The following is a 21,628-nucleotide window of genomic DNA, read 5'->3' on the forward strand; positions in this document are numbered from 1 at the left end:
AAAGCTCGCTTAACTTAAACTTGATTTTTATTGTTTACCAATCACTTCAAGTCCACCCATGTATGGGCGTAAAACTTCTGGTACTACAACTGAACCATCGGCTTGTTGGTAGTTTTCTAGTATAGCTACTAGTGTACGGCCAACGGCTAAGCCTGAACCATTTAGTGTATGTAGTAACTCTGGCTTTTTAACACCTTCACGGCGAAAACGTGCTTGCATACGACGCGCCTGAAAGTCAGCCATGTTTGAACATGATGAAATTTCGCGGTACGTGTCTTGCGCAGGTAACCATACTTCTAAATCGTATGTTTTAGCTGAACCAAAGCCCATGTCGCCCATACATAAAATTACTTTACGGTACGGAAGTTCTAATGCCTGTAGTATTTGCTCTGCGTGACCTGTTAACTCTTCAAGCGTTGCCATTGAGTCTTCTGGTTTTACAAGCTGTACAAGTTCAACTTTATCAAACTGGTGTTGACGAATTAAGCCACGTGTATCGCGACCATAACTGCCTGCTTCACTTCTGAAACACGGAGTGTGGGCAACTAAGCGAATTGGTAAATCGCTTTCGTCGTAAATTTCGTCACGGGCGCTGTTTGTAAGTGGTACTTCAGCTGTAGGAATTAAGCTAAAGCCGGCTTGTTGTTCGCCGTCGTCATTTACAAGGCCTAATGTGTGGAATAAATCGCCCGCAAATTTAGGTAGTTGGCTGGTGCCATAAAGGCTTGCGCTATTTACTAGGTACGGTACATACATTTCTGTGTAGCCGTTTTTATCAGCGTGTGTATCTAGCATAAATTGCGTTAGTGCACGGTGCATACGCGCAACTTGGCCGCGCATTACGGTAAAGCGTGCACCACTAATTTTAACACCCATTTCAAAGTCTAAACCGTTTAGGTCTTGGCCTACATCTACGTGGTCTTTAACCTCAAAATCGAATTTTTTAGGTGTGCCCCACGTTAAAATTTCAACGTTGTCGTCTTCGTCTTTACCTTCAGGTACTGACTCGTCTGGCAAGTTTGGAATTGCTAACGCAATGTCGTTAATCGCGGCTAATACTTCATCTTGCTCTGTTTTAGCGGCGTCTAGCTCACTGCCTAAGTTAGCCACTGCATCAAGTAATGGCTGTGCGTCTTCGCCTTTAGCTTTGGCTTGACCAATTGCTTTTGCGCTTGCATTACGTTGACTTTGAAGTTCTTGCGTTTTTACTTGTAATGTTTTGCGTTTTTCTTCAAGTGCCGTTACCGTCGCTACATCGAGTTCGTAACCGCGCGCCGCTAAACGTGCTGCAGTTTGTTCGATGTCTTGACGTAAAAATTTAGAATCTAACATGTTAGTTTTTTAACCTTTTTGCATTACTAGCTGAAGGCCCAGCCAAGCCATAAAAATACACACCATCACATTTAAGATGATATTGAGGGCCATCTTAATAAAGTGACCTTGTTGTAATAACAACAACGAGTCCATTGAGAATGTTGAAAAGGTGGTTAATGCACCTAAAAAGCCAATACCGATAAGGGTTTTGGCGGGGCTTGCGGTGATAATTTCTTTATCTATCAAACCGTACAAAATGCCCATTAACAATGAACCCAGAATATTAACCGTCAACGTGCCAAAAGGGAATCCCCTACCGAGGAGTTTTAGCATGCTTTCGCTAATAAAAAACCGTAAACACGCACCTGAGGCTCCGCCAAGGGCGATCATCATATAAAGTTTAATCATTTTCGTATCGTCTAAGTGGGCTTTGCGCATCGCGCTCTTTTAGGTAATCGAGTTTTTGTTTTATTTTTTGCTCAAGTCCGCGCTCGCTCGGTAAGTAATATTCTTTGCCGTCCATTTCTGGTGGTAAATATTTTTCACCTGCGGCAAATGCGCCTTCTTCGTTATGCGCATAACGATACTCAGCGCCATACCCTAAGTCTTTCATTAAGTTGGTTGGCGCATTGCGTAAATGCTCTGGTACTGGGTAACTTGGCTCGTTTTTGGCATCTGCTTTGGCTTGATTAAACGCCATATACACCGCATTACTTTTAGGTGCGCTGGCTAAATACAGTGTGGCTTGTGCTATTGCACGTTCGCCCTCACTTGGGCCAACACGTTGAAATATATCCCACGCGTTTAAAGCCACTTCCATCGCACGCGGATCGGCGTTACCAATGTCTTCTGTAGCTATGGCAAGTAAACGCCTTGCCACATACAAAGGGTCGCCGCCACCGGCTAAAATTCGGCAATACCAATACAGCGCACCATCGGGTGAGCTACCACGTACTGATTTGTGAAAGGCTGATATTAAATCGTAAAATTCATCGCCGCCTTTATCGTATTTGGCTAAATGCGTTGGTAACACTTGGCTAAGTACGTGCTCGTCTACGTTGTATTGACCGTTTTGCTCGGTTGTTAAATCAACTGCTTGTTCAAGTAAATTAAGTACTTTACGCGCATCGCCGCCACTTGCTTGGCATAGTGCCTTTTTAGCGTTATCGGCAATAGTGATGTGTTTTTGACTTAGCTGCTCGTCTTGTTTAAGTGCGCGCTCTATTACGGTGTATAAGTCGGTATCGGCAAGCGATTTTAAAACATACACGCGTGCACGCGACAATATAGCGTTGTTAAGGGCAAACGATGGGTTTTCGGTGGTTGCACCTACAAATATAAAGGTGCCGTCTTCTATGTGCGGTAAAAAGGCATCTTGTTGGGATTTATTAAAGCGATGAACTTCGTCAACAAACATAAGGGTGCGTTGGCCACGGCTTTCTAGGTTGTCCCGCGCTTGCGTTACGCTGTCGCGTATATCTTTTACGCCTGCGGTTACCGCCGACATTTGAATAAGTGAGGCATCAGCATGGTTGGCAATTATTTGCGCAAGTGTTGTTTTACCCACACCAGGCGGACCCCATAAAATTAAACTATGGCATCGCCCCGCGACAATGGCTTGATGCAGTGGTTTATCAGCGCTTAATAAGTGCTGCTGACCAATGTATTCATCAAGTGTTGTAGGGCGCATACGCGCAGCAAGCGGCCGTACATCGGGCCCAAAGTTAAAACCTAAATTACTCACCGTTACTCTGATCGTCTATTTCAACACCCTCAGGAGGCGTAAATTCAAAAGTGCTTTTATCAAGCGGCGTATTAACTTGGGCATTGTTAAACGTAAATGACGATAGCTGCCCTGAGTTGTCTGTCACTATTAATTTAGCTAGGCCTTGCTGGTTATCTGCAAAGGTAATATCAAGTTGCTCTACTTGGCTCTCTACGCCTTTATTTGGCGTTACGCTAAAACCTGTACTTGTTGCAAGTACGCTGTATTTTTCCCACTGTGCTGGGTCTTTTGATGTAAGTAGCACAAACGGTGTCGAGTCGATTAGGCTGCTGGTTTTCATAATTGTTACTTGCTCAGCGAAGCTGTCGAAGTAATAGGTTTTATCGCCGTTTGATACAAATAACGTATCGTCTGGATTAGTTTGCTGCCAGCGAATCATCATAGGCTGTTGAAGCGCTATTGTGCCCTCGCCTTGCATAACTGCTTGGCCTTCTTTGTCTGTTACTTGTTGTGCAAACTGCGCTTTAAAGCTTTTTAAAGTGGCAAGTCTGTCTTGTAATGCTTGGCTGTCGTCAGCAAAGCTTGGTGCGGCAAGTACGCTGCCTAACACTAATAATAAGGCGTTAACTTTTTTCATGAATTTGCTCCATTAGGTACTAATACATCGCGAGCACCGTTATGACCTGGTGAACTCACGATACCCGATGTTTCCATTTGTTCTACTAAACGTGCTGCGCGGTTATAGCCAACACGTAATTTACGTTGCACTGACGATACCGATACTTTGCCGGTTTCAATTACAAACGACACAGCTTCGTCGTATAACGGATCAGATTCTTCATCTGCGTTTTCGCTAGCTTCACCTGGTAGTAAAATATCTTCAGTGGCATCGCCATTGAGTATTTCGTCAATGTAATTTGGTTTAGCACGTGCTTTCCAATCGTTTACTACGGCGTGTACTTCATGGTCGTCTACAAACGCGCCATGCACACGCTCTGGTACGCTAGTACCTGGCGGTAAATAAAGCATGTCGCCCATACCTAGTAAGTTTTCTGCACCTTGTTGGTCAAGTATAGTGCGCGAATCTATTTTACTCGATACCTGAAACGCCATACGTGTTGGAATATTAGCTTTAATTAAGCCGGTAATTACATCAACTGACGGGCGCTGCGTAGCAAGCACTAAGTGAATCCCTGCCGCACGTGCTTTTTGAGCAATACGTGCAATAAGTTCTTCTACTTTTTTACCTACAATCATCATCATGTCGGCAAATTCGTCTATTACTACAACAATACTTGGTAATTTACCTAGCTCGTCGGGGCCTTCTTTCATGCCATCGGTGTCTTTAAATAATGGATCAAGAATTGGGTAACCCGCTTCATTGGCTTCAAGCACTTTTTGGTTGTAACCTTTTAAGTTACGCACACCCAATGCTGACATTAATTTATAACGACGTTCCATTTCGCCTACACACCAACGCAGTGCGTTGGCAGCTTCTTTCATATCGGTAACTACTTCACACAATAAATGCGGAATACCTTCGTATACCGAAAGTTCAAGCATTTTAGGGTCAATCATGATCATACGTACATCATCAGGCCCCGATTTGTACAGTAAGCTTACTATCATGACATTAACGCCCACTGATTTACCCGAGCCTGTAGTACCGGCTACCAATAAATGTGGCATTTTACCAAGGTCGGCACATACCGGCTCCCCGGCAATATCTTTACCTAATACCATGGTGAGTGGTGATGGGTTTTGCTCAAATTTAGGGGCGTTTATTACTTCTGATAAACGCACTATTTCGCGATACTTGTTAGGCAGCTCAATGCCTACATAGGTTTTACCCGGAATAACCTCAACCACACGTACACTAATTGCCGAAAGCGAACGGGCTAAATCTTTTGCTAAACCGGTAATTTTAGACACCTTTATACCGGGTGCCAAATCTAGCTCAAAGCGCGTTACAACTGGCCCTGGGTATACCGCTACTACGGTTGCTTGTACATTAAAGTCGAGAAGTTTTGTTTCTACTAGGCGCGATACGCTATCAAGCTCTTCTTGCGAAATTGGGTTTTTAGCTTTATCCGGTCTGTCGAGTAAATCGAGCGATGGTAATGGCCCAGGTGGTGGCTCTTGCGTTAATAATTGCTCAAACTTTTCTTTTGCCGTTAGTGGTGGTTGATATTGCGCTTTTGGTTTAGGCATTGGTCTTGCTGGCGATACCACCGTTGTAACTGGTTTTTCAGGCTCCACAACTGGGCTTTGATCAAGCGCATTTAATGCAGCAGCCGTGTCCATTGGTTCGTCATCTATTGCGCTAAAGCCAATTTCTTGATCGAGTATATCGTCAAGTTCATCAAACGGCATAAAGTCATCACTAATTTGTGGTTCACTAAATGGTGTTTGAGGCTTATCTATTGCTTTTTGTTTATCTGCTTTTTTAGCTGATGTAGGCAGCTCTATTTGCTCTTTTATATCGTCTTCAAAATGGGCGTCTGCTTCATCGTTATTATTTACTTTACCTGCAGTGTGTTCTCGGTGCATCCAGCCTTTTGCATACGATACAACATAGCGATAAAGCCTAACCATTAAATCGCCAAGGTAATCTACAAAATCAACCCACGATACTCCCGTCAATAAGGTAAGCCCTGCAAAAAAGAAACACAGCAATAATATAGATGTACCGGTAAAGTTAAACGCAGGCATCATGGCTGATGCAATAACATCGCCCACTACTCCACCCGATGAAAAGTTATAAATATCGTCGAAATTAATACTACTAATGGCGGTAGCTGAGGTAATAAATAAAGCAAAACCAATAACACGCAGCGCTAAGGTAGTGTAATCAAGCTGTAAAATGCGGTGAGGTTGTTTAAATAGCAAGTAGCCAAATAGCTGAATGGCCGCAGGCACTAAGTAAGCCAACCAACCAAAGGTGAGTAATAAAATGTCGGCTATCCATGCACCGGCTGCTCCTGTGATGTTGCTTACTTCGCTAAAACTAGTTTGCGACCATGCAGCATCTGCTGGATCAAAGCTGATCAAGGCACATAAAATAAATATTGCCGTAAAGGTACTGATAATCAGCCCTGTTTCTAATAGTCTTTGCACACCATTTAGGCGCATAGTTCCCTATTCCTCTTTATTATTCTATTTTTATTCACACTTACTTAGCAGTGAAATACCTTAGCAGGAAATGCAATTTGTTGCACTTTATCTTAACCTTGATGGCCTGATTATGAACAAGTTTTTATAATTTGAGCTTATATAAATAACCTTAAGTAATATAAGGGCGAATAATTACGCCTTCTTCACCTTTTACTTCTTCCATTACTACATAAGTTCGGCTTTCACTTACATTTGGCAGTTTCAATAGTATGTCGCCTAATACGCCACGGTATTCTGACATATCATTTACGCGCGTTTTAAGTAAAAAATCAAAATTACCCGATACTAAATGACATTCGATAATTTCTTCGTGCTTTTTAACCGCAGCACTAAACTCATCAAATACGTCGGGAGATGTTTTAGTAATCGTTACTTCTACATACACAGATAAACCTTGCCCAAGTTTAGCGGGATCGACCACCGCTTTATAGCCAAGTATGTAACCTTCTCGTTCTAGCTTTTTTACTCGCTCCAAGCAGGGCGTGGCGCTTAGGCCAACTCGTCTGGCCAGTTCTACATTCGACAAGCGTCCATCGTGTTGTAATTCCATTAAAATTTTACGGTCAATTCTATCTAATAATTGATGCATAGTACCAACAAGTTTTTTATGCTGTTTATTTTTATTATCTAGATGATAACACTAGATTTGAGTTTAAAAAAGGTGAGACACACGGGCTTATGATGAATATAATAGTGGAAAATGTTAATCCGTTCTTAATAAGGCAAATGATATGATTATTGGTGTTCCTAAAGAAATTAAAAACCATGAATACCGTGTAGGTATGGTTCCTGCAAGTGTTCGTGAATTAGTAAACCACGGTCACCAAGTGATTGTAGAAACTGATGCAGGCATGGGCATTGGTTTTACTAACGAAGATTACACACAAGCGGGTGCTGAAATTTTAGCAACTGCTGCTGATGTTTTTGCTAAAGCAGACATGATTGTAAAAGTAAAAGAGCCGCAAGCTGTTGAACGTGCAATGCTACGTGAAGACCAAATTCTTTTCACTTACTTACACCTTGCACCTGATCTTCCACAAACTGAAGACCTTGTAAAAAGCAAAGCTATTTGTATTGCATACGAAACTGTAACTGACTCACGCGGTGGTTTACCGCTTCTTGCTCCTATGAGCGAAGTTGCTGGTCGTATGTCTATTCAAGCTGGTGCACAAGCGCTAGAAAAATCTAACCACGGTCGTGGCATGCTACTAGGTGGCGTACCAGGCGTTGAAGCTGCTAAAGTTGTTGTAATTGGCGGCGGCATGGTTGGTCGTAGCGCAGCTCAAATGGCTGTTGGCCTTGGTGCTGAAGTTGTCGTTCTTGATCGTAACATCGACGTATTACGTGCACTAGACGCGCAATTTGGTAATAAAGTTAAAGCTATTTACTCAACTGCTGATGCACTAGAAAAACACGTACTAGAAGCTGATTTAGTAATCGGTGGTGTACTAATCCCTGGTGCAGCTGCACCTAAACTAGTAACTGCTGAGCACATTAAAGCAATGAAACCTGGTTCTGCAATTGTTGACGTTGCAATCGACCAAGGTGGCTGTATTGCTACTTCTAAAGCAACGACGCATGCTGATCCAACTTTCATCGTTGATGAAGTTGTTCACTACTGTGTTGCTAACATGCCAGGTGCTGTTCCACGCACATCTACGTTTGCACTTAACAATGCAACATTGCCTTTCATCATTAACCTTGCAAACAAAGGTTATAAAAAGGCGCTACTAGATGACGCTCACTTCTTAAAAGGCTTAAACGTAATTAAAGGCCAAGTAACTTACAAAGAAGTAGCTGAAGCGTTCAACATGGAATATGTTGACCCACGCACAGCGGTAGAAAACGCATAATTTAGCGTTTCGTAGTTAGGTTGGTATTAAATAATATAGTAACTTAACTACAACACATAAAAAAAGCAGCTAATTAGCTGCTTTTTTTATGTCTGATTTAAAGTAAATTTATATGAAACGCTTAATTATAAAATCTACTTTTACGCGCTTAGCTTGGCCAAGTAGTTTTTTAACTGGCTGCGGGTAATCATCCATTGTTTCTAAATCATCTGGGCCTTTTAAACGGCGGCAGTGATGTAAAATTTCCTGCTTTTCGTTATCAATAGCATCCATAATTGTTTGCTCTGGATCTTCTATTAAAATACCGTTTTCGATATCAAGACCCCATGCACGCGGATTTAAGTTATGCCCACTCAGTAAATGTTTTGTTCTATCTGAACAAATACCTTTTAAATGAAACGAATTACTTTCATCTTTCCACAGATACACATTTAAATTACCGTTATCGATGTGGCGTTTTTGCGTTTTTACAAACTTATGCAAAATAGTTTCGTATAAATAAGGTAATGCCCCTATTTTACTAAACGGCTCGCTTGGCGGTAAATAAAAGTCATTTGCTGTTTTATCCCCTACCACAATAGTCACTTGCTTGCCTTGCTTTAATAATCGGCGCAGTGATCGCATAAGTGGCGCCGGAAAATTAAAGTATGGCGTATACAACACAAGCTCTTGCTCTGTGGTATCAAATAACGCTTTTATTAAACGATTTAATTCGTTATTACGACGACCAAGTCCTAAAAACAAACGAATACCTAATGCTTGCGTATTCAGTTGCTCTGCTGCGTTGTAACTTGCAACTTTTAAATCACGCATTAATTGCTTTTGATCAAGCTTGAAGTCGTGTAAACGCTTAAGCGGTCGTGTGTCTATGCGTGGCACAGCAACGGAGCTAATCAGCTTTGTCTCAATAAAATCAACCACTGAGTCACACAGTTCGCTCTGCGTTATTAAAAAGTAACGATCGAGTCTGTAACGCTCGTTATACTGCAAATACACGTTGTTTAAGCTTGCGCCGCTGTAAAGTAAGGTATCGTCAATGACAAAACCCTTTAAATGTAATACGCCGAATAATTCTTTAGCTTTTACAGGTACGCCATAAACTTGTACGTTCGATTTAAACTTTTCTAAATCGTCACAGTATAAACTTGCGTTACCATCAGACTTCTCTGCACCAATTAAACCACGTTGCGCACGATGAAAATCCACCAGCACTTTTACATCAAGCGCAGGGTTCTCTAATGATACTCGATGCAGGGCTTCTAAAATCTCGCGGCCTGCTTCGTCATCCTGTAAATAAAGCGCTGTGATATAAATTCGTTTTTTTGCATTAGCGATCAAACGTAGCAATTGCGTTCGGTAATCTTGCGCATTGGTTAAGACGTTAACGTCTTTTGAAGTCAACCCGAATGCGGGTTTTTCCTGCCAAAATAACATAGTTGCCTATTTGCTTAGGTCACATAATCTATCAGTGACAAATAAAATTAGGTAAAACATAACAAAAAAAATCAAAGGGGTCATGAATTAACGCTGTTTTGTTGCCTGTTAGTCTATTTATTGAGCTACTTAGGTGTTTTAACTGTAAAAGTACTGAGCTCTAGTACACAATACTGCACAGCTTTTCGATTTGCGAAAAAAAATAATCGCGGATTTTGTTTACATCCGCCTTGATTTTCTTAGAATCGAGCGCATTAAAGACCGTATTAAACGTTTAGGAAAAAATAATGACTGAAGCAAAACATTGTAAGCTACTAATTTTAGGCTCTGGCCCAGCTGGTTATACTGCCGCAGTATATGCCGCACGTGCAAATTTAAACCCTGTTTTAATTACAGGCATTCAACAAGGTGGTCAATTAACAACCACGACTGAAGTTGAAAACTGGCCTGGTGATGCACACGGCTTAACGGGCCCTGCATTAATGGATCGTATGAAAGAGCACGCTGAGCGCTTTGAAACTGAAATCATATTCGATCACATCAATAAAGTAGATGTATCTAAGCGCCCTTTCACACTAACTGGCGACCAAGGTACTTACACATGTGATGCGTTAATCATTGCAACAGGTGCTTCTGCTAAATACTTAGGCTTAGAGTCTGAAACTAATTTCCAAGGCCGTGGCGTTTCAGCCTGTGCTACATGTGATGGCTTTTTCTATAAAGGTCAGAAAGTAGCGGTTGTTGGTGGTGGTAATACAGCGGTTGAAGAAGCGCTATACTTATCTAACATTGCTGACGAAGTACATGTTATTCACCGCCGTGATAGTTTCCGTAGTGAAAAAATACTTGCAGATCGCCTAGCTGAAAAAGCAGCTAACGGTAACGTTGTTTTACATTACAACCGTACGCTTGACGAAGTATTAGGCGACCAAATGGGCGTAACTGGCATTCGTATTAAAGATGCACAGTCTGATGCAACAGAAGAGCTAGATTTAGCCGGTGTATTTATTGCTATTGGTCATAAGCCAAATACAGATATGTTTGTTGGTCAACTAGAAATGAAAGACGGCTACTTAGTTGTAGAGTCTGGATTGAATGGTAACGCAACTCAAACAAGTGTAGAGGGCGTTTTTGCTGCAGGTGATGTGTCTGACCACATTTACCGTCAAGCAATCACATCAGCGGGTACAGGCTGTATGGCTGCCCTTGATGCAGAACGTTTCTTAGATAATTTATAAGCAATTAAATAAATTATAATAGGGCTGATTATTCAGCCCTTTTTTTATGTCTAAAATATAGTTACACTTTTACGATCAATTATAAAATAAGTACTGTATGAGAAATCAGCTATACCAATTAAGTGAAACCGATATAGCATTCCCCAATCCGGAATACGCATTAGAATCCCCTGATGGCTTGTTAGCAATTGGCGGAGATTTAAGTTTACCTCGCCTAAGTAATGCCTACAAAAGCGGAATATTCCCTTGGTTTAGCGAAGATGAGCCTATTATGTGGTGGTCACCGAGCGAACGCGGGATTTTTGAACTGGATGATTTTCATATAAGTAAGAGCCTGCGTAAACATTTAAAAAAGCACCCTGTAAAAGTAACCATTAATAATGCCTTTGAGGAGGTAATAGAAGCTTGTCGCGATCAACGCCTTGATACCGATGGCACTTGGATCACCTCTGACATGCTCAACGCTTACGTTAATGCACATAATGCTGGCATTGCCCATAGCTTAGAAGTGTGGAGCAACGGAGAGCTTGCAGGTGGCTTATACGGTATTATGCAAAATGGTGTTTTTTGTGGTGAATCAATGTTTCATCATCAAACCAATTGCTCAAAGCTTGCTATGTGGGCACTGGTAAATTGGCTTAAACGTCATAATGCGCATTTTATTGATTGCCAGTTAGAAAACCCTTATTTAATGACCTTAGGTGCACAAGTAATCCCCCGCTCAACATTTTTGACTAAACTAAAAGCTGCACATAACTATATTATTAATCCTATTATGTGGGAGCCACAAGAACTTGACGCAATCTATGAATGAGCAACTTCCTGCACGTGTTGGTTTAACCCAAGAATTTGACTGTAGTTATTTACCCAACAGACAAGAGCAACTTTTAGTTATTCTAGATCCTAGTTGCTACAGTACAGACAAATTTGAGTCATTATTAGGCTTAGGGTTTCGTCGCAGTGGTAACCAAATATATCGTCCACACTGCCCAATATGCAGTGCATGTAATTCTGTACGTGTATTAGCACAAGACTTTATCCCTTCAAAATCGCAAAAACGTAAACTAAACAAAGCAAAAAACCAGTTTGAAGTGAAATACTCGACGCAAGAACGCCCTGAGTATTATCCGCTCTATAGTAAATACATAACGATGCGCCATCAGGATGGAAGTATGTATCCTCCTGAAAAAGAACAATTTCAAAGCTTTTTACTTTGCAGTTGGCTCAAAATCACATTTATTGAACTATGGCACCAAGATACTTTAGCCGCAGTTGCCGTAACTGATTGTATGAACAGCTCTATTTCTGCAATTTATACTTTTTTTGACCCCGACTTTGAACACTATAGTTTAGGCTCTGTGATGATATTAGAGCAGCTTAAATTTGCAAAAGAGCAAAATAAGCAATACGTGTACTTAGGCTATCAAATTGATGAATGCGATAAAATGAAGTACAAAACTCAGTTTTTACCAGCTCAAAAACAGCTCAATGATGAGTGGGTGGCTATTTAATTTGCAAATATAGCCCCTGCGCCTTTACTTATTGGTGTATTTTGGGCAAAATCTGCAGCGTTTAACTATTAAAGAGGTGTTACGCTAAACATGGCGAAAGAAGACGTAATCGAAATGCAAGGGACAGTCCTTGATACTTTACCAAATACAATGTTCCGAGTTGAGCTAGAAAATGGTCACGTAGTTGTGGCTCACATTTCAGGCAAAATGCGCAAAAACTATATCCGTATTTTAACCGGCGATAAAGTAACGGTAGAAATGACTCCTTACGATTTATCAAAGGGTCGTATCGTATTCCGTGCTCGCTAAGTAAGTGCGTAAACGAGATTTAGTTTTTGGCTAGTGTTTTACTAGCTTTAAGCGTTTATTAAATGTAATTGATAGACATTGACTAGCAATTACATTTAATAAACAAAAAACCCAGTTTTTACTGGGTTTTTTGTTGCCTATAAAAATGGCAAAAAAATGGCCCGCTATTATTTAGCGGGCCATTTTTATTTAACTTAGTTGTGTAATTAACGTTTTACGCTGGCGTTAAATTGCTCTCGTAATCAAAGCGGATCTTCTTGTCTTTAACCGATACTTTAACTGTACCGCCATCAACAAGTTCACCAAACAGTATTTCATTAGCTAATTGCTTTTTAAGCTCTTCTTGAATAACACGTGCCATTGGTCGTGCGCCCATAGCCTTGTCATAACCTTTATCTGCGAGCCATTCACGCGCTTTAGGCGTAAGCTCAAGATTAACCGATTTTTTATCAAGCTGAGCTTGCAGTTCCACAATAAATTTATCAACCACCAGTAAAATAACTTCACGTTCTAGGTGATTAAACCAAATAATGTTATCTAAACGGTTTCTAAATTCTGGCGAGAAAACTTTATTAATTTCGCCCATTGCATCGTGCGTATGATCTTGCTCTGTAAAACCAATCGACTTACGCGTAGTTTCTTGTACGCCCGCATTGGTAGTCATTACAACCACTACATTTCTGAAATCAGCTTTACGACCGTTATTATCGGTTAACGTACCGTGATCCATAACTTGTAGTAAAATATTGTAAATATCTGGATGCGCTTTTTCAATCTCATCTAAAAGTACAACCGCATGTGGGTTTTTAATAACCGCCTCGGTTAATAAACCGCCTTGCTCAAAACCAACATATCCTGGTGGAGCACCAATTAGTCGGCTGATTGCGTGGCGCTCTACATACTCAGACATATCAAAACGAATAAACTCAACACCCATACATTTAGCAAGTTGCTTAGTTACTTCTGTTTTACCAACACCTGTTGGGCCTGCAAACAAGAACGAACCCACTGGTTTTTCTTCGCTTGATAAACCTGAGCGAGATAAACGAATAGCCGATGTAAGTGCATCAATAGATTGATCTTGTCCAAACACCAGCATTTTAAGATTACGGTCTAGATTTTTAAGCGTCTCTTTATCTGTTGAAGACACATTTTGTGGTGGAATACGTGCCATCTTCGATATTATTAACTCTATATCAGCCACACCAATGGTTTTTTTACGTTTAGAACTAGGTTGTAAACGTTGGTTAGCGCCCGCTTCATCAATTACATCAATTGCTTTATCTGGCAAGTGGCGCTCATTAATGTATTTAGCACTAAGTTCAGCAGCTGCTTTTAATGCTTTTTGAGTGTAGCGAATACCATGGTGCTCTTCGTAACGCTCTTTTAATCCATTTAAAATTTTAGTGGTATCGGCAACACTTGGTTCAAGTACATCAATTTTTTGAAAACGGCGTACTAATGCACGGTCTTTCTCAAAGATATTTTTATACTCATTGTAAGTGGTTGAACCCATACAACGTAACTTACCACTTGAAAGAAGTGGTTTAAGTAAGTTTGAAGCATCCATAACGCCACCAGACGCTGCGCCAGCACCTATTATGGTATGTATTTCATCGATAAATAAAATAGACCCGGGTTGTGCCTGAAGCTCTTTTAATAAGCTTTTAAAGCGCTTTTCAAAATCGCCACGGTATTTAGTACCTGCAAGCAATGCCCCCATATCTAGTGAGTACACAACTGCATCTGCAATTACTTCTGGTACTTGCTCGTTCACAATACGGTACGCTAAACCTTCAGCAATAGCTGTTTTACCAACGCCCGCTTCACCAACAAGTAATGGGTTATTCTTTTTACGACGACACAATACTTGTACCGTACGCTCTACTTCGCTGTCGCGCCCAATCAGTGGGTCAATATTACCTTCACGAGCCTGAGCGTTTAAGTTAGTTGTAAAGCTGTCTAGCTTACTTGCTTCTTCGTTTTGAACTTCTTGCACTTCTTCATGTATATCATCGCTGTCGTCGCCTAGTTCATCATCAGCTTTTGAAATGCCGTGCGAAATAAAGTTAACAATATCTAAGCGCGATACATCATGCTTTTTAAGTAAATAAACAGCTTGGCTCTCTTGCTCAGAAAAAATAGCAACCAGGACATTGACACCCGTCACTTCGTTTTTTCCTGACGATTGCACATGAAACACAGCACGTTGTAATACACGCTGGAAACCAAGCGTTGGCTGAGTTTCACGTTCTTCTTCTAAATCTGGGATGACGGGTGTTGTTTCGTCAATAAATTCTAATAATTCGGTTTTTAAGCCTGAAAGATTAACACCACACGCGTTTAAAGCTTCTCCTGCAGAAGGATTATCTAATAGCGCAAGTAAAAGGTGCTCTACGGTCATAAACTCATGACGGCGAGTGCGCGCTTCACGAAACGCGGCATTTAAAGTGAGTTCTAAGTCTTTGTTTAGCATTGGCAACCCCTTACTGAGATAATAATTTATACCACAACAATCGGATGTTTGATCACCCTAATTGGTATTTATACCAATTGTATTAAATTGGTATTATTCCTGCTCACAACTACAAAGCAGTGGATGCTCGTTATCCCGTGAGTAACGGTTAACTTGTTCAACTTTGGTGTAGGCAACATCGGCGCTGTAAACACCGCAAATACCCTTACCTTTTTCATGAACCTGAAGCATCACATCGGTTGCTCTATCGCTATCCATATTAAAAAACGTCGTTAAAACTTCAATTACGAAGTCCATCGGCGTGTAGTCGTCGTTATTTAAAACAACTTTATATTTTCGCGGCGGCTGTAGCTTTTGCTTTTCACTGTCGCGAACAGTGTCGATAACACCTGAATCTTTCATACCACTCATAATTAAATATAGTCTTGTCTTTGTAACTCAAGCAAACTTGAATAAAAAATAAATAAAATGTTAAAAAATAACTCAAAACACTTGACTGGTTGGCTAAATAAACTACAGTCAAACATAGATTGATTAAACCTTAGTCAGTCTAGCAAATTATACGGTTTAGAATAACTAAATTAGTCAACTTATTGAAGGATGTAGAAGTATGGCTTGTGGTAAAGTTAAATGGTTCAACAACGCCAAAGGTTTTGGTTTCATCGTAGAAGACGGCTGCGAGAATGATATCTTCGCTCATTACTCAACAATTGTAATGGACGGCTATAAAACGCTTAAAGCTGGTCAAGATGTAACATTCGAATTAGAACAAGGGCCTAAAGGCCTACACGCTAAAAATATTGCCCCAGATGGTGACATTATTGAGTGACGATTGTTTTGTTCGACTAAAGCGAGCGACCTTTTAAGATCCTCGCTTAATTCCTTAAGCATACTAACTTATCTCTTCTTCCCTTATTTATTGCCTCTTTTCATTCAAATTCAACCCTTTTCCTTGAATTTATTTTATATACCCCAATGTTCTAAGAGTTGATTGTTTAACTGCTTATTGGGCATGCTCAAACTCTAGCCCTTTTTATTTAAGCTTGTTACACTCTTTGTGCTAAAAATTGCGCATAACACCTTATCGCCTCTTTTATATGTACTAGGCTAAAGGCTGATTTATTTTTGTTAATTTTTTAGCTATAAATACGATTCCAGTTCGTCAGGTGTGACTATTCTGCTTTTATAAAAGAGCAACGCTGAGTACCAACACCTAACAAACTATTCATTACGAGCGTAAGTGTTCATTAACTTGTTTAATAATATGTACTCACTCATAAGTAATGATTTTCTTTGCATTGTTGAATAAGACCTTATCGGTCGACTATCTAGGAATGATGATGACATCAAAAATTATCTATACAAAAACGGACGAAGCTCCGGCACTAGCAACTTATTCGTTGCTACCGATCATCCAAGCATATACAAATGCGGCCGGTGTTGAAGTTGAAACTCGCGACATTTCATTAGCAGGTCGTGTAATTGCTAGCTTCCCTGATTATTTAACAGAAGAACAACGCATCGGTGATGCACTTGCTGAACTTGGCGAGCTTGCTAAAACACCAGAAGCAAACATCATCAAATTACCAAACATCAGTGCATCTGTACCACAGCTTCGCGCTGTAATTAAAGAGCTTCAAGCAAAAGGTTACGCTCTTCCAGAATACCCTGTTGAACCTAAAAATGATGAAGAAAAAGCAATTCAAGCGGCTTACGACAAAATTAAAGGCAGTGCAGTAAACCCTGTCCTACGTGAAGGTAACTCAGATCGTCGCGCGCCAGGCTCTGTAAAAGAATATGCACGTAACAACCCACATTCAATGGGTGCGTGGAGCAAAGATTCTCAGTCTTACGTTGCAAGTATGAGCGAAGGCGATTTCTTCGGTTCAGAAAAATCAGTAACTGTTGATACAGCAACTGATGTGCGTATTGAACATGTTGCAACTAACGGTGACGTTACTGTTCTTAAACAAAGCACACCTCTTTTAGCTGGCGAAGTTATTGATGCATCAAGCATTAGCGCTTCTAAGCTTCAAGCTTTCTTAGCTGCAGAAATTGACGCTGCTAAAGAGAAAGGTGTTTTGTTCTCGCTTCACATGAAAGCGACAATGATGAAAGTATCTGATCCAATCATCTTCGGTCACGCTGTTAAAGTATTCTACAAAGATGTATTTGCTAAACACGGTGAGCTTTTTGAAGAGCTAGGTGTTGATGTAAATAATGGTTTAGGCGACGTATATTCTAAAATTCAAACATTAGACGATGCTAAGCGCGAAGAAATTGAAGCAGATATTCAAGCTGTTTACGCTAACCGCCCTGCTATTGCTATGGTTGATTCTGACCGTGGTATTACAAACTTACACGTACCAAGTGACGTGATCATCGATGCATCTATGCCTGCAGCAATCCGTTCAAGCGGTCAAATGTGGAATAACGATGGTAAATTACAAGACACTAGCTTTGTAATTCCTGATCGTTGTTACTCAAGTGTTTACCAAGCAACTATCGATTTTTGTAAAGAAAATGGCGCGTTTGATCCAACAACAATGGGTAGCGTTCCAAACGTTGGCCTTATGGCTCAAAAAGCTGAAGAATACGGTTCACACGACAAAACATTTGAAGCTAAAGCAGATGGTTCTATCCGTGTTGTTGATGCAAATGGTAATACATTACTTGAGCACAGTGTTGAGCAAGGCGATATCTGGCGTATGTGTCAGGTTAAAGACGCACCAATTCAAGATTGGGTTAAGCTTGCAGTAAATCGTGCACGCGCAACAGGCGTTCCAGCTATTTTCTGGTTAGACGAAAACCGTGCACATGATGCGCAGCTAATCAAAAAAGTAAATAAATACCTACCAGATCACGATACAGCGGGTCTAGATATTCAAATTTTAGCACCGCTTGAAGCAACATTGTTCTCACTAGCGCGTATTAAAGAAGGTAAAGACACTATTTCTGTAACAGGTAACGTACTACGTGATTACCTAACAGATTTATTCCCAATTTTAGAGTTGGGTACGAGTGCTAAAATGCTTTCAATTGTTCCACTTATGAACGGTGGTGGCTTATTTGAAACTGGCGCGGGTGGTTCTGCACCTAAGCACGTTCAACAGTTCGAAAAAGAAAACCACTTACGTTGGGATTCTTTAGGTGAATTTCTAGCACTTGCTGCATCACTTGAGCACTTAAGCGTAACTGCTGGTAACAACAAGGCACAAGTACTTGCTGATACCCTAGATAAAGCAACAGGTACGTTCCTTGCTGAAAACAAATCGCCTTCACGTAAAGTGAAAGAAATTGATAACCGTGGTTCTCATTTCTTCCTATCTTTATTCTGGGCACAAGAACTTGCTAAGCAAAATGATGACAGTGAACTTAAAGCACAGTTTACTCAAATCGCTAGCGACCTTGAGTCTAATAAAGAGCAAATCGTAAGTGAACTTAACGATGCGCAAGGCCCTGCAGTTGATTTAGGCGGTTACTTCCAGCCTAACGATGATGCAGCCTTTAAAGCAATGCGTCCAAGCACTACATTTAACGATATTCTTGCTAAATTAGTATAAATATCGGTTTAAATTTAAAAGCCGCTTACTTGTAAAAGTAAGCGGCTTTTTTATGTCTAAATTTTACAAACAAAAAGGCCGCTATTTATAAAATAGCGGCCTTTGAATAATTAAATTTATTTAATTAATTAATTATTTAGTATCATACCAATTCGCTTAATTAAGTGATCAACTTTGAGGCAAGAAAATCTTGTCGATAACAAGGCAAAAATTTCGTTATTTAGTTGCTCTATATCAGAAATTTTTAACGCAGTTACCGTCAGATTTAATCCCTCAAATTGATTAAGTATTATTGCGGGTTGGTATAAGCCCGTGGCACTTTTGAATCTGTCGTATAACGGTCACGCAGTTTATCTTGACGAGATTGTGTAGAAACCTCAACGCCATTAATAAACATTTTGCTCACATGGCTGCTTAGCTCAAACGGGTCATTACTCCATATTACTACATCAGCAGCTTTGCCAACTTCAAGGCTACCTGCATTAATGCCAAATACATCAGCAACGTTTGATGTAACCGCTTTTAACGCACCTTCTTGGCTCATACCGTACGACACAGCATTACCAGCATCAAAACGCAGCTGATAAATATTGTGACTTGCATCACCACCTACCGTTAATAATACTTTAACGCCTGCTTTTTCAAGCACACTTGCATTATCTAAACTTGCATGAAGCGAATCAAAGCTTCCTGGTAAGCTATCCATTGCACTAATAATCACTGGAATATTTGCTTTAGCAACGCGCTCTTTTACTACAACAGCGTCTTGTGCGCCGTTAAGTACTAAATTAATGCCAAATTGCTCTTTTACTTTAATTAGCTCAATAATATCAGCCGCACGCGAAACGCCAACCACTAATGGCATTTCACCACTGAGTACTTTAGCCATTACTTTATCTTCAGTACTTGGCTTGTCGTCATCTTTTTTCGCTTTTTTACCGGCTTTAGTTTTGTGCTCATCAAGCTTATTAATCAGTGTTTGCAAAGTAAAAGCACGTGAGCCTTTACTACGCTCACCTAAGTAAACAATTAAAGCCGCTTGTTTTTGCATGTCGCTGTCAAAACTACCACTTAAATCAACAACACTCGCAAGGCCTGAAAAAATGCTATCGCCGCCATGAGGAGTAATTACATCGCGTGTTACGCCGCCTTTACGAGCGTAAGGAATTAAGCTTGAATGTGCGTTGTAAGCAAGGCTTACATCAAAATCAATACCAGCTTTTTCTTCACCTGCATCGCGAGAGCCTGCAACTGCACTTACTTCAACCAAACCAAGTTGATTAATACTTGCTATAAAGCCAGGGGTTACAATTTGCCCCTTTGCATCAATAATTTGATCTACTTTAATTTCAGCTGGGTTAATCGCTGTGATTTTACCATCTGTCATTACAATGCTTGCCGCTTCTAATACACCTTGATCAGAAGACGTATGCAATGTTGCATTAATAATTGCTAGCGATTGTGCGCTTACAGCACCAGATGCTAATAATCCTGCAGCAACCAGAGAAAGCGAAAACGAACGTGATAAATTTTTCATTCTGGGTGCTCCTTATTGTTGACCTAACATAAAATCACTTGTTGCTTGGTACGCGCTGTCGTTTCTATCGTAAACCTTTGCACCATCAACAAACACTTGTTCAGCTTTAGCATAGACACTAAATGGGCTTTGATTCCAAATAACAACATCGCCCTGCTTACCCGCTTCTAGTGAACCTGTTTTGTCATCAATACCTAACGATTTAGCAGCGTTAGACGTGATCCATTTAATAGCGTGTTGCTCAGAAATATCAAAACCATTTTCGTTAGCTCGGTACATAACCTTGCCCGCTTCTTGGTTTAAACGCTGAATAGTAGTATCTGAATCTGAGTGAACAACTGCACACGAGTTTTTAACCGCATCAACAATAGCCACATTTTCTTGAACCATGTCGTAGGCTTCCATTTTAAAGCCCCACCAGTCTGGCCAAAGTGCAGCACACGAACCATTTTGCGCAAGTAAGTCAGCAATTTTATATGCTTCTACACCGTGGTGAAAAGTACCCGCGTGGTAACCAAATTCTTTTGACAGGTCAATCATCATTGCCATTTCTTCAGCTTTATAACAATGATTATGAATACGTACTTCGCCTTCAAGCACACCGCGAAGCGTATCGTGTTTAATATCACGTACTGGTGCTTCTGGGTTTAAACCTGCCGCGTAATCAGCATCGTACTTATCCCATGCACGTTTGTACTCAGCGGCTTCAGCCCACGCCATACGGTAACCAGCCATATTACCCATACGGGTTGAAGGCAATACACCTTGACGACCATAAACACGTTTAGGGTTTTCACCACACGCCATTTTTAAACCATACGGCGCCTCTGGAAATTTCATCCCTTGCATAGTGTGTGCTGGTACGTTTTTAAGCGTAACGCCGCGTCCACCAAATAAGTTAGCTGAGCCTGGTAAAATTTGTAGAGAAGTAATGCCGCCTTCGCGTGCACGATTAAAGCCTGGGTCTTGTGGCCAAACAGAATGCTCAACCCACACTTCTGCAGTGTTAGGGCTGGTCATTTCGTTACCATCTTGATGCGACTCGACCGACGGACTTGGATATGCGCCTAAATGTGAATGTACGTCAATAATACCCGGTGTTACCCATTTCCCTTGTGCATCAATTGTAATATCAGCAGTGGCTGTTAAGTCTTTACCGACTTGTTGTACTTTACCATCAACAAGTAATACATCTGCCTCATCTAAACGCTCACCAGTACCTGTCAGTACTGTTGCATTTGTAATAAGAGTGCTTGATGTAGAAATTGGCTGATAAGTACTTGGGTAAGGATTTTTGTTAATTGTTATTTTATCGTCTTGTGGGCCGTTTTCTTGGCAGCCTACAAGTGCAGCAGCTAAGCCAACCGCTAATAAAGAAGGTGCAAATTTTTGCATGTTGTTTGGATCTCCTGTTTTTTTGCTACTTTAGCGAAACCTAAAGGATAAAGCCAAAAAAACAGGTGAAAACGCAGTTAATTAAGATGAATTTCTGT

The 21,628-nt window shown here is 40.7% G+C and carries 18 protein-coding genes; 7 read left to right on the top strand and 11 right to left on the bottom strand.

Features of this window, described 5'->3' with window-relative positions; genetic code table 11:
- Nucleotides 1-27 precede the first annotated feature (27 nt).
- The 6 genes from serS to lrp all read right to left on the bottom strand — a co-directional run bounded on the left by serS (nucleotide 28) and on the right by lrp (nucleotide 6,803).
- Nucleotides 28-1,332, bottom strand: a complete 1,305-nt coding sequence (serS, locus tag RB214_RS09215; protein WP_182673391.1) for a serine--tRNA ligase — start codon at nucleotides 1,330-1,332, stop codon at nucleotides 28-30.
- A gap of 9 nt (nucleotides 1,333-1,341) precedes the next feature.
- Nucleotides 1,342-1,722 (bottom strand): fluoride efflux transporter CrcB, encoded by a 381-nt coding sequence (gene crcB / locus RB214_RS09220; RefSeq protein ID WP_021032117.1) that lies wholly within the window; start codon nucleotides 1,720-1,722, stop codon nucleotides 1,342-1,344.
- On the bottom strand, nucleotides 1,715-3,058 hold the full coding sequence (locus RB214_RS09225; protein ID WP_309166272.1) for a replication-associated recombination protein A: 1,344 nt from the start codon (nucleotides 3,056-3,058) through the stop codon (nucleotides 1,715-1,717). The genes crcB and RB214_RS09225 overlap by 8 nt, the downstream gene beginning before the upstream one ends.
- Entirely contained in the window at nucleotides 3,051-3,677 is a 627-nt protein-coding gene (gene lolA, locus RB214_RS09230) for an outer membrane lipoprotein chaperone LolA (RefSeq protein WP_309166275.1), read from the bottom strand. The genes RB214_RS09225 and lolA overlap by 8 nt, the downstream gene beginning before the upstream one ends.
- Nucleotides 3,674-6,172, bottom strand: coding sequence for a DNA translocase FtsK 4TM domain-containing protein (locus RB214_RS09235; protein WP_309166277.1), 2,499 nt, complete (start codon nucleotides 6,170-6,172; stop codon nucleotides 3,674-3,676). Before RB214_RS09235 ends, lolA begins: the two co-directional genes overlap by 4 nt.
- A gap of 151 nt (nucleotides 6,173-6,323) precedes the next feature.
- Nucleotides 6,324-6,803 (bottom strand): leucine-responsive transcriptional regulator Lrp, encoded by a 480-nt coding sequence (lrp, locus tag RB214_RS09240; RefSeq protein WP_007582985.1) that lies wholly within the window; start codon nucleotides 6,801-6,803, stop codon nucleotides 6,324-6,326.
- 142 nt (nucleotides 6,804-6,945) lie between these two features.
- On the opposite strand from lrp, the gene ald reads away from it, so the two are divergent.
- A complete protein-coding gene (ald, locus tag RB214_RS09245) occupies nucleotides 6,946-8,067 on the top strand; it encodes an alanine dehydrogenase (protein ID WP_002962982.1) in 1,122 nt (373 codons plus the stop codon).
- A gap of 108 nt (nucleotides 8,068-8,175) precedes the next feature.
- On the opposite strand, the gene pssA is transcribed toward ald, so the two are convergent.
- Nucleotides 8,176-9,501: a CDP-diacylglycerol--serine O-phosphatidyltransferase gene (gene pssA / locus RB214_RS09250; RefSeq protein WP_165743789.1), complete on the bottom strand. Its 1,326-nt coding sequence runs from the start codon at nucleotides 9,499-9,501 to the stop codon at nucleotides 8,176-8,178.
- Between the two features lie 287 nt (nucleotides 9,502-9,788).
- Here pssA and trxB point away from each other — a divergent pair, with 287 nt between their 5' ends.
- The 4 genes from trxB (at nucleotide 9,789) to infA (ending at nucleotide 12,559) form a co-directional block, all read left to right on the top strand.
- Complete coding sequence (gene trxB, locus RB214_RS09255) at nucleotides 9,789-10,739, top strand: thioredoxin-disulfide reductase (RefSeq protein WP_024595506.1); 951 nt, start codon at nucleotides 9,789-9,791, stop codon at nucleotides 10,737-10,739.
- 97 nt (nucleotides 10,740-10,836) lie between these two features.
- The gene (gene aat, locus RB214_RS09260; RefSeq protein WP_024595507.1) at nucleotides 10,837-11,553 is read left to right on the top strand and encodes a leucyl/phenylalanyl-tRNA--protein transferase; all 717 of its coding nucleotides are present in this window, start codon (nucleotides 10,837-10,839) and stop codon (nucleotides 11,551-11,553) included.
- Nucleotides 11,546-12,250, top strand: coding sequence for an arginyltransferase (locus RB214_RS09265; RefSeq protein ID WP_024606094.1), 705 nt, complete (start codon nucleotides 11,546-11,548; stop codon nucleotides 12,248-12,250). Before aat ends, RB214_RS09265 begins: the two co-directional genes overlap by 8 nt.
- 90 nt (nucleotides 12,251-12,340) lie before the next feature.
- The gene (gene infA / locus RB214_RS09270) at nucleotides 12,341-12,559 is read left to right on the top strand and encodes a translation initiation factor IF-1 (protein ID WP_002962494.1); all 219 of its coding nucleotides are present in this window, start codon (nucleotides 12,341-12,343) and stop codon (nucleotides 12,557-12,559) included.
- 214 nt (nucleotides 12,560-12,773) lie between these two features.
- Here the strand turns inward: infA and clpA are convergent, their stop codons facing one another.
- The gene (clpA, locus tag RB214_RS09275) at nucleotides 12,774-15,035 is read right to left on the bottom strand and encodes an ATP-dependent Clp protease ATP-binding subunit ClpA (protein ID WP_024595509.1); all 2,262 of its coding nucleotides are present in this window, start codon (nucleotides 15,033-15,035) and stop codon (nucleotides 12,774-12,776) included.
- Nucleotides 15,036-15,128: 93 nt separating this feature from the next.
- A complete protein-coding gene (clpS, locus tag RB214_RS09280; RefSeq protein WP_021032429.1) occupies nucleotides 15,129-15,437 on the bottom strand; it encodes an ATP-dependent Clp protease adapter ClpS in 309 nt (102 codons plus the stop codon).
- Nucleotides 15,438-15,645: 208 nt separating this feature from the next.
- Between clpS and cspD the strand changes: the two genes are divergently transcribed.
- Both cspD and RB214_RS09290 read left to right on the top strand, forming a co-directional pair.
- Entirely contained in the window at nucleotides 15,646-15,864 is a 219-nt protein-coding gene (gene cspD / locus RB214_RS09285; RefSeq protein ID WP_002962500.1) for a cold shock domain-containing protein CspD, read from the top strand.
- A 511-nt stretch (nucleotides 15,865-16,375) separates the two neighbouring features.
- Entirely contained in the window at nucleotides 16,376-18,598 is a 2,223-nt protein-coding gene (locus RB214_RS09290) for an NADP-dependent isocitrate dehydrogenase (protein ID WP_182672153.1), read from the top strand.
- Nucleotides 18,599-18,887: 289 nt separating this feature from the next.
- Here RB214_RS09290 and RB214_RS09295 read toward each other — a convergent pair whose 3' ends face one another.
- On the bottom strand, nucleotides 18,888-20,135 hold the full coding sequence (locus RB214_RS09295) for an amidohydrolase family protein (RefSeq protein ID WP_309166293.1): 1,248 nt from the start codon (nucleotides 20,133-20,135) through the stop codon (nucleotides 18,888-18,890).
- 12 nt (nucleotides 20,136-20,147) lie between these two features.
- Nucleotides 20,148-21,530, bottom strand: a complete 1,383-nt coding sequence (locus RB214_RS09300; RefSeq protein ID WP_165743793.1) for an amidohydrolase — start codon at nucleotides 21,528-21,530, stop codon at nucleotides 20,148-20,150.
- Nucleotides 21,531-21,628: the final 98 nt, after the last annotated feature.

The organism is Pseudoalteromonas sp. HL-AS1 (genome assembly GCF_031198785.1).
Classification (GTDB): domain Bacteria; phylum Pseudomonadota; class Gammaproteobacteria; order Enterobacterales; family Alteromonadaceae; genus Pseudoalteromonas; species Pseudoalteromonas distincta.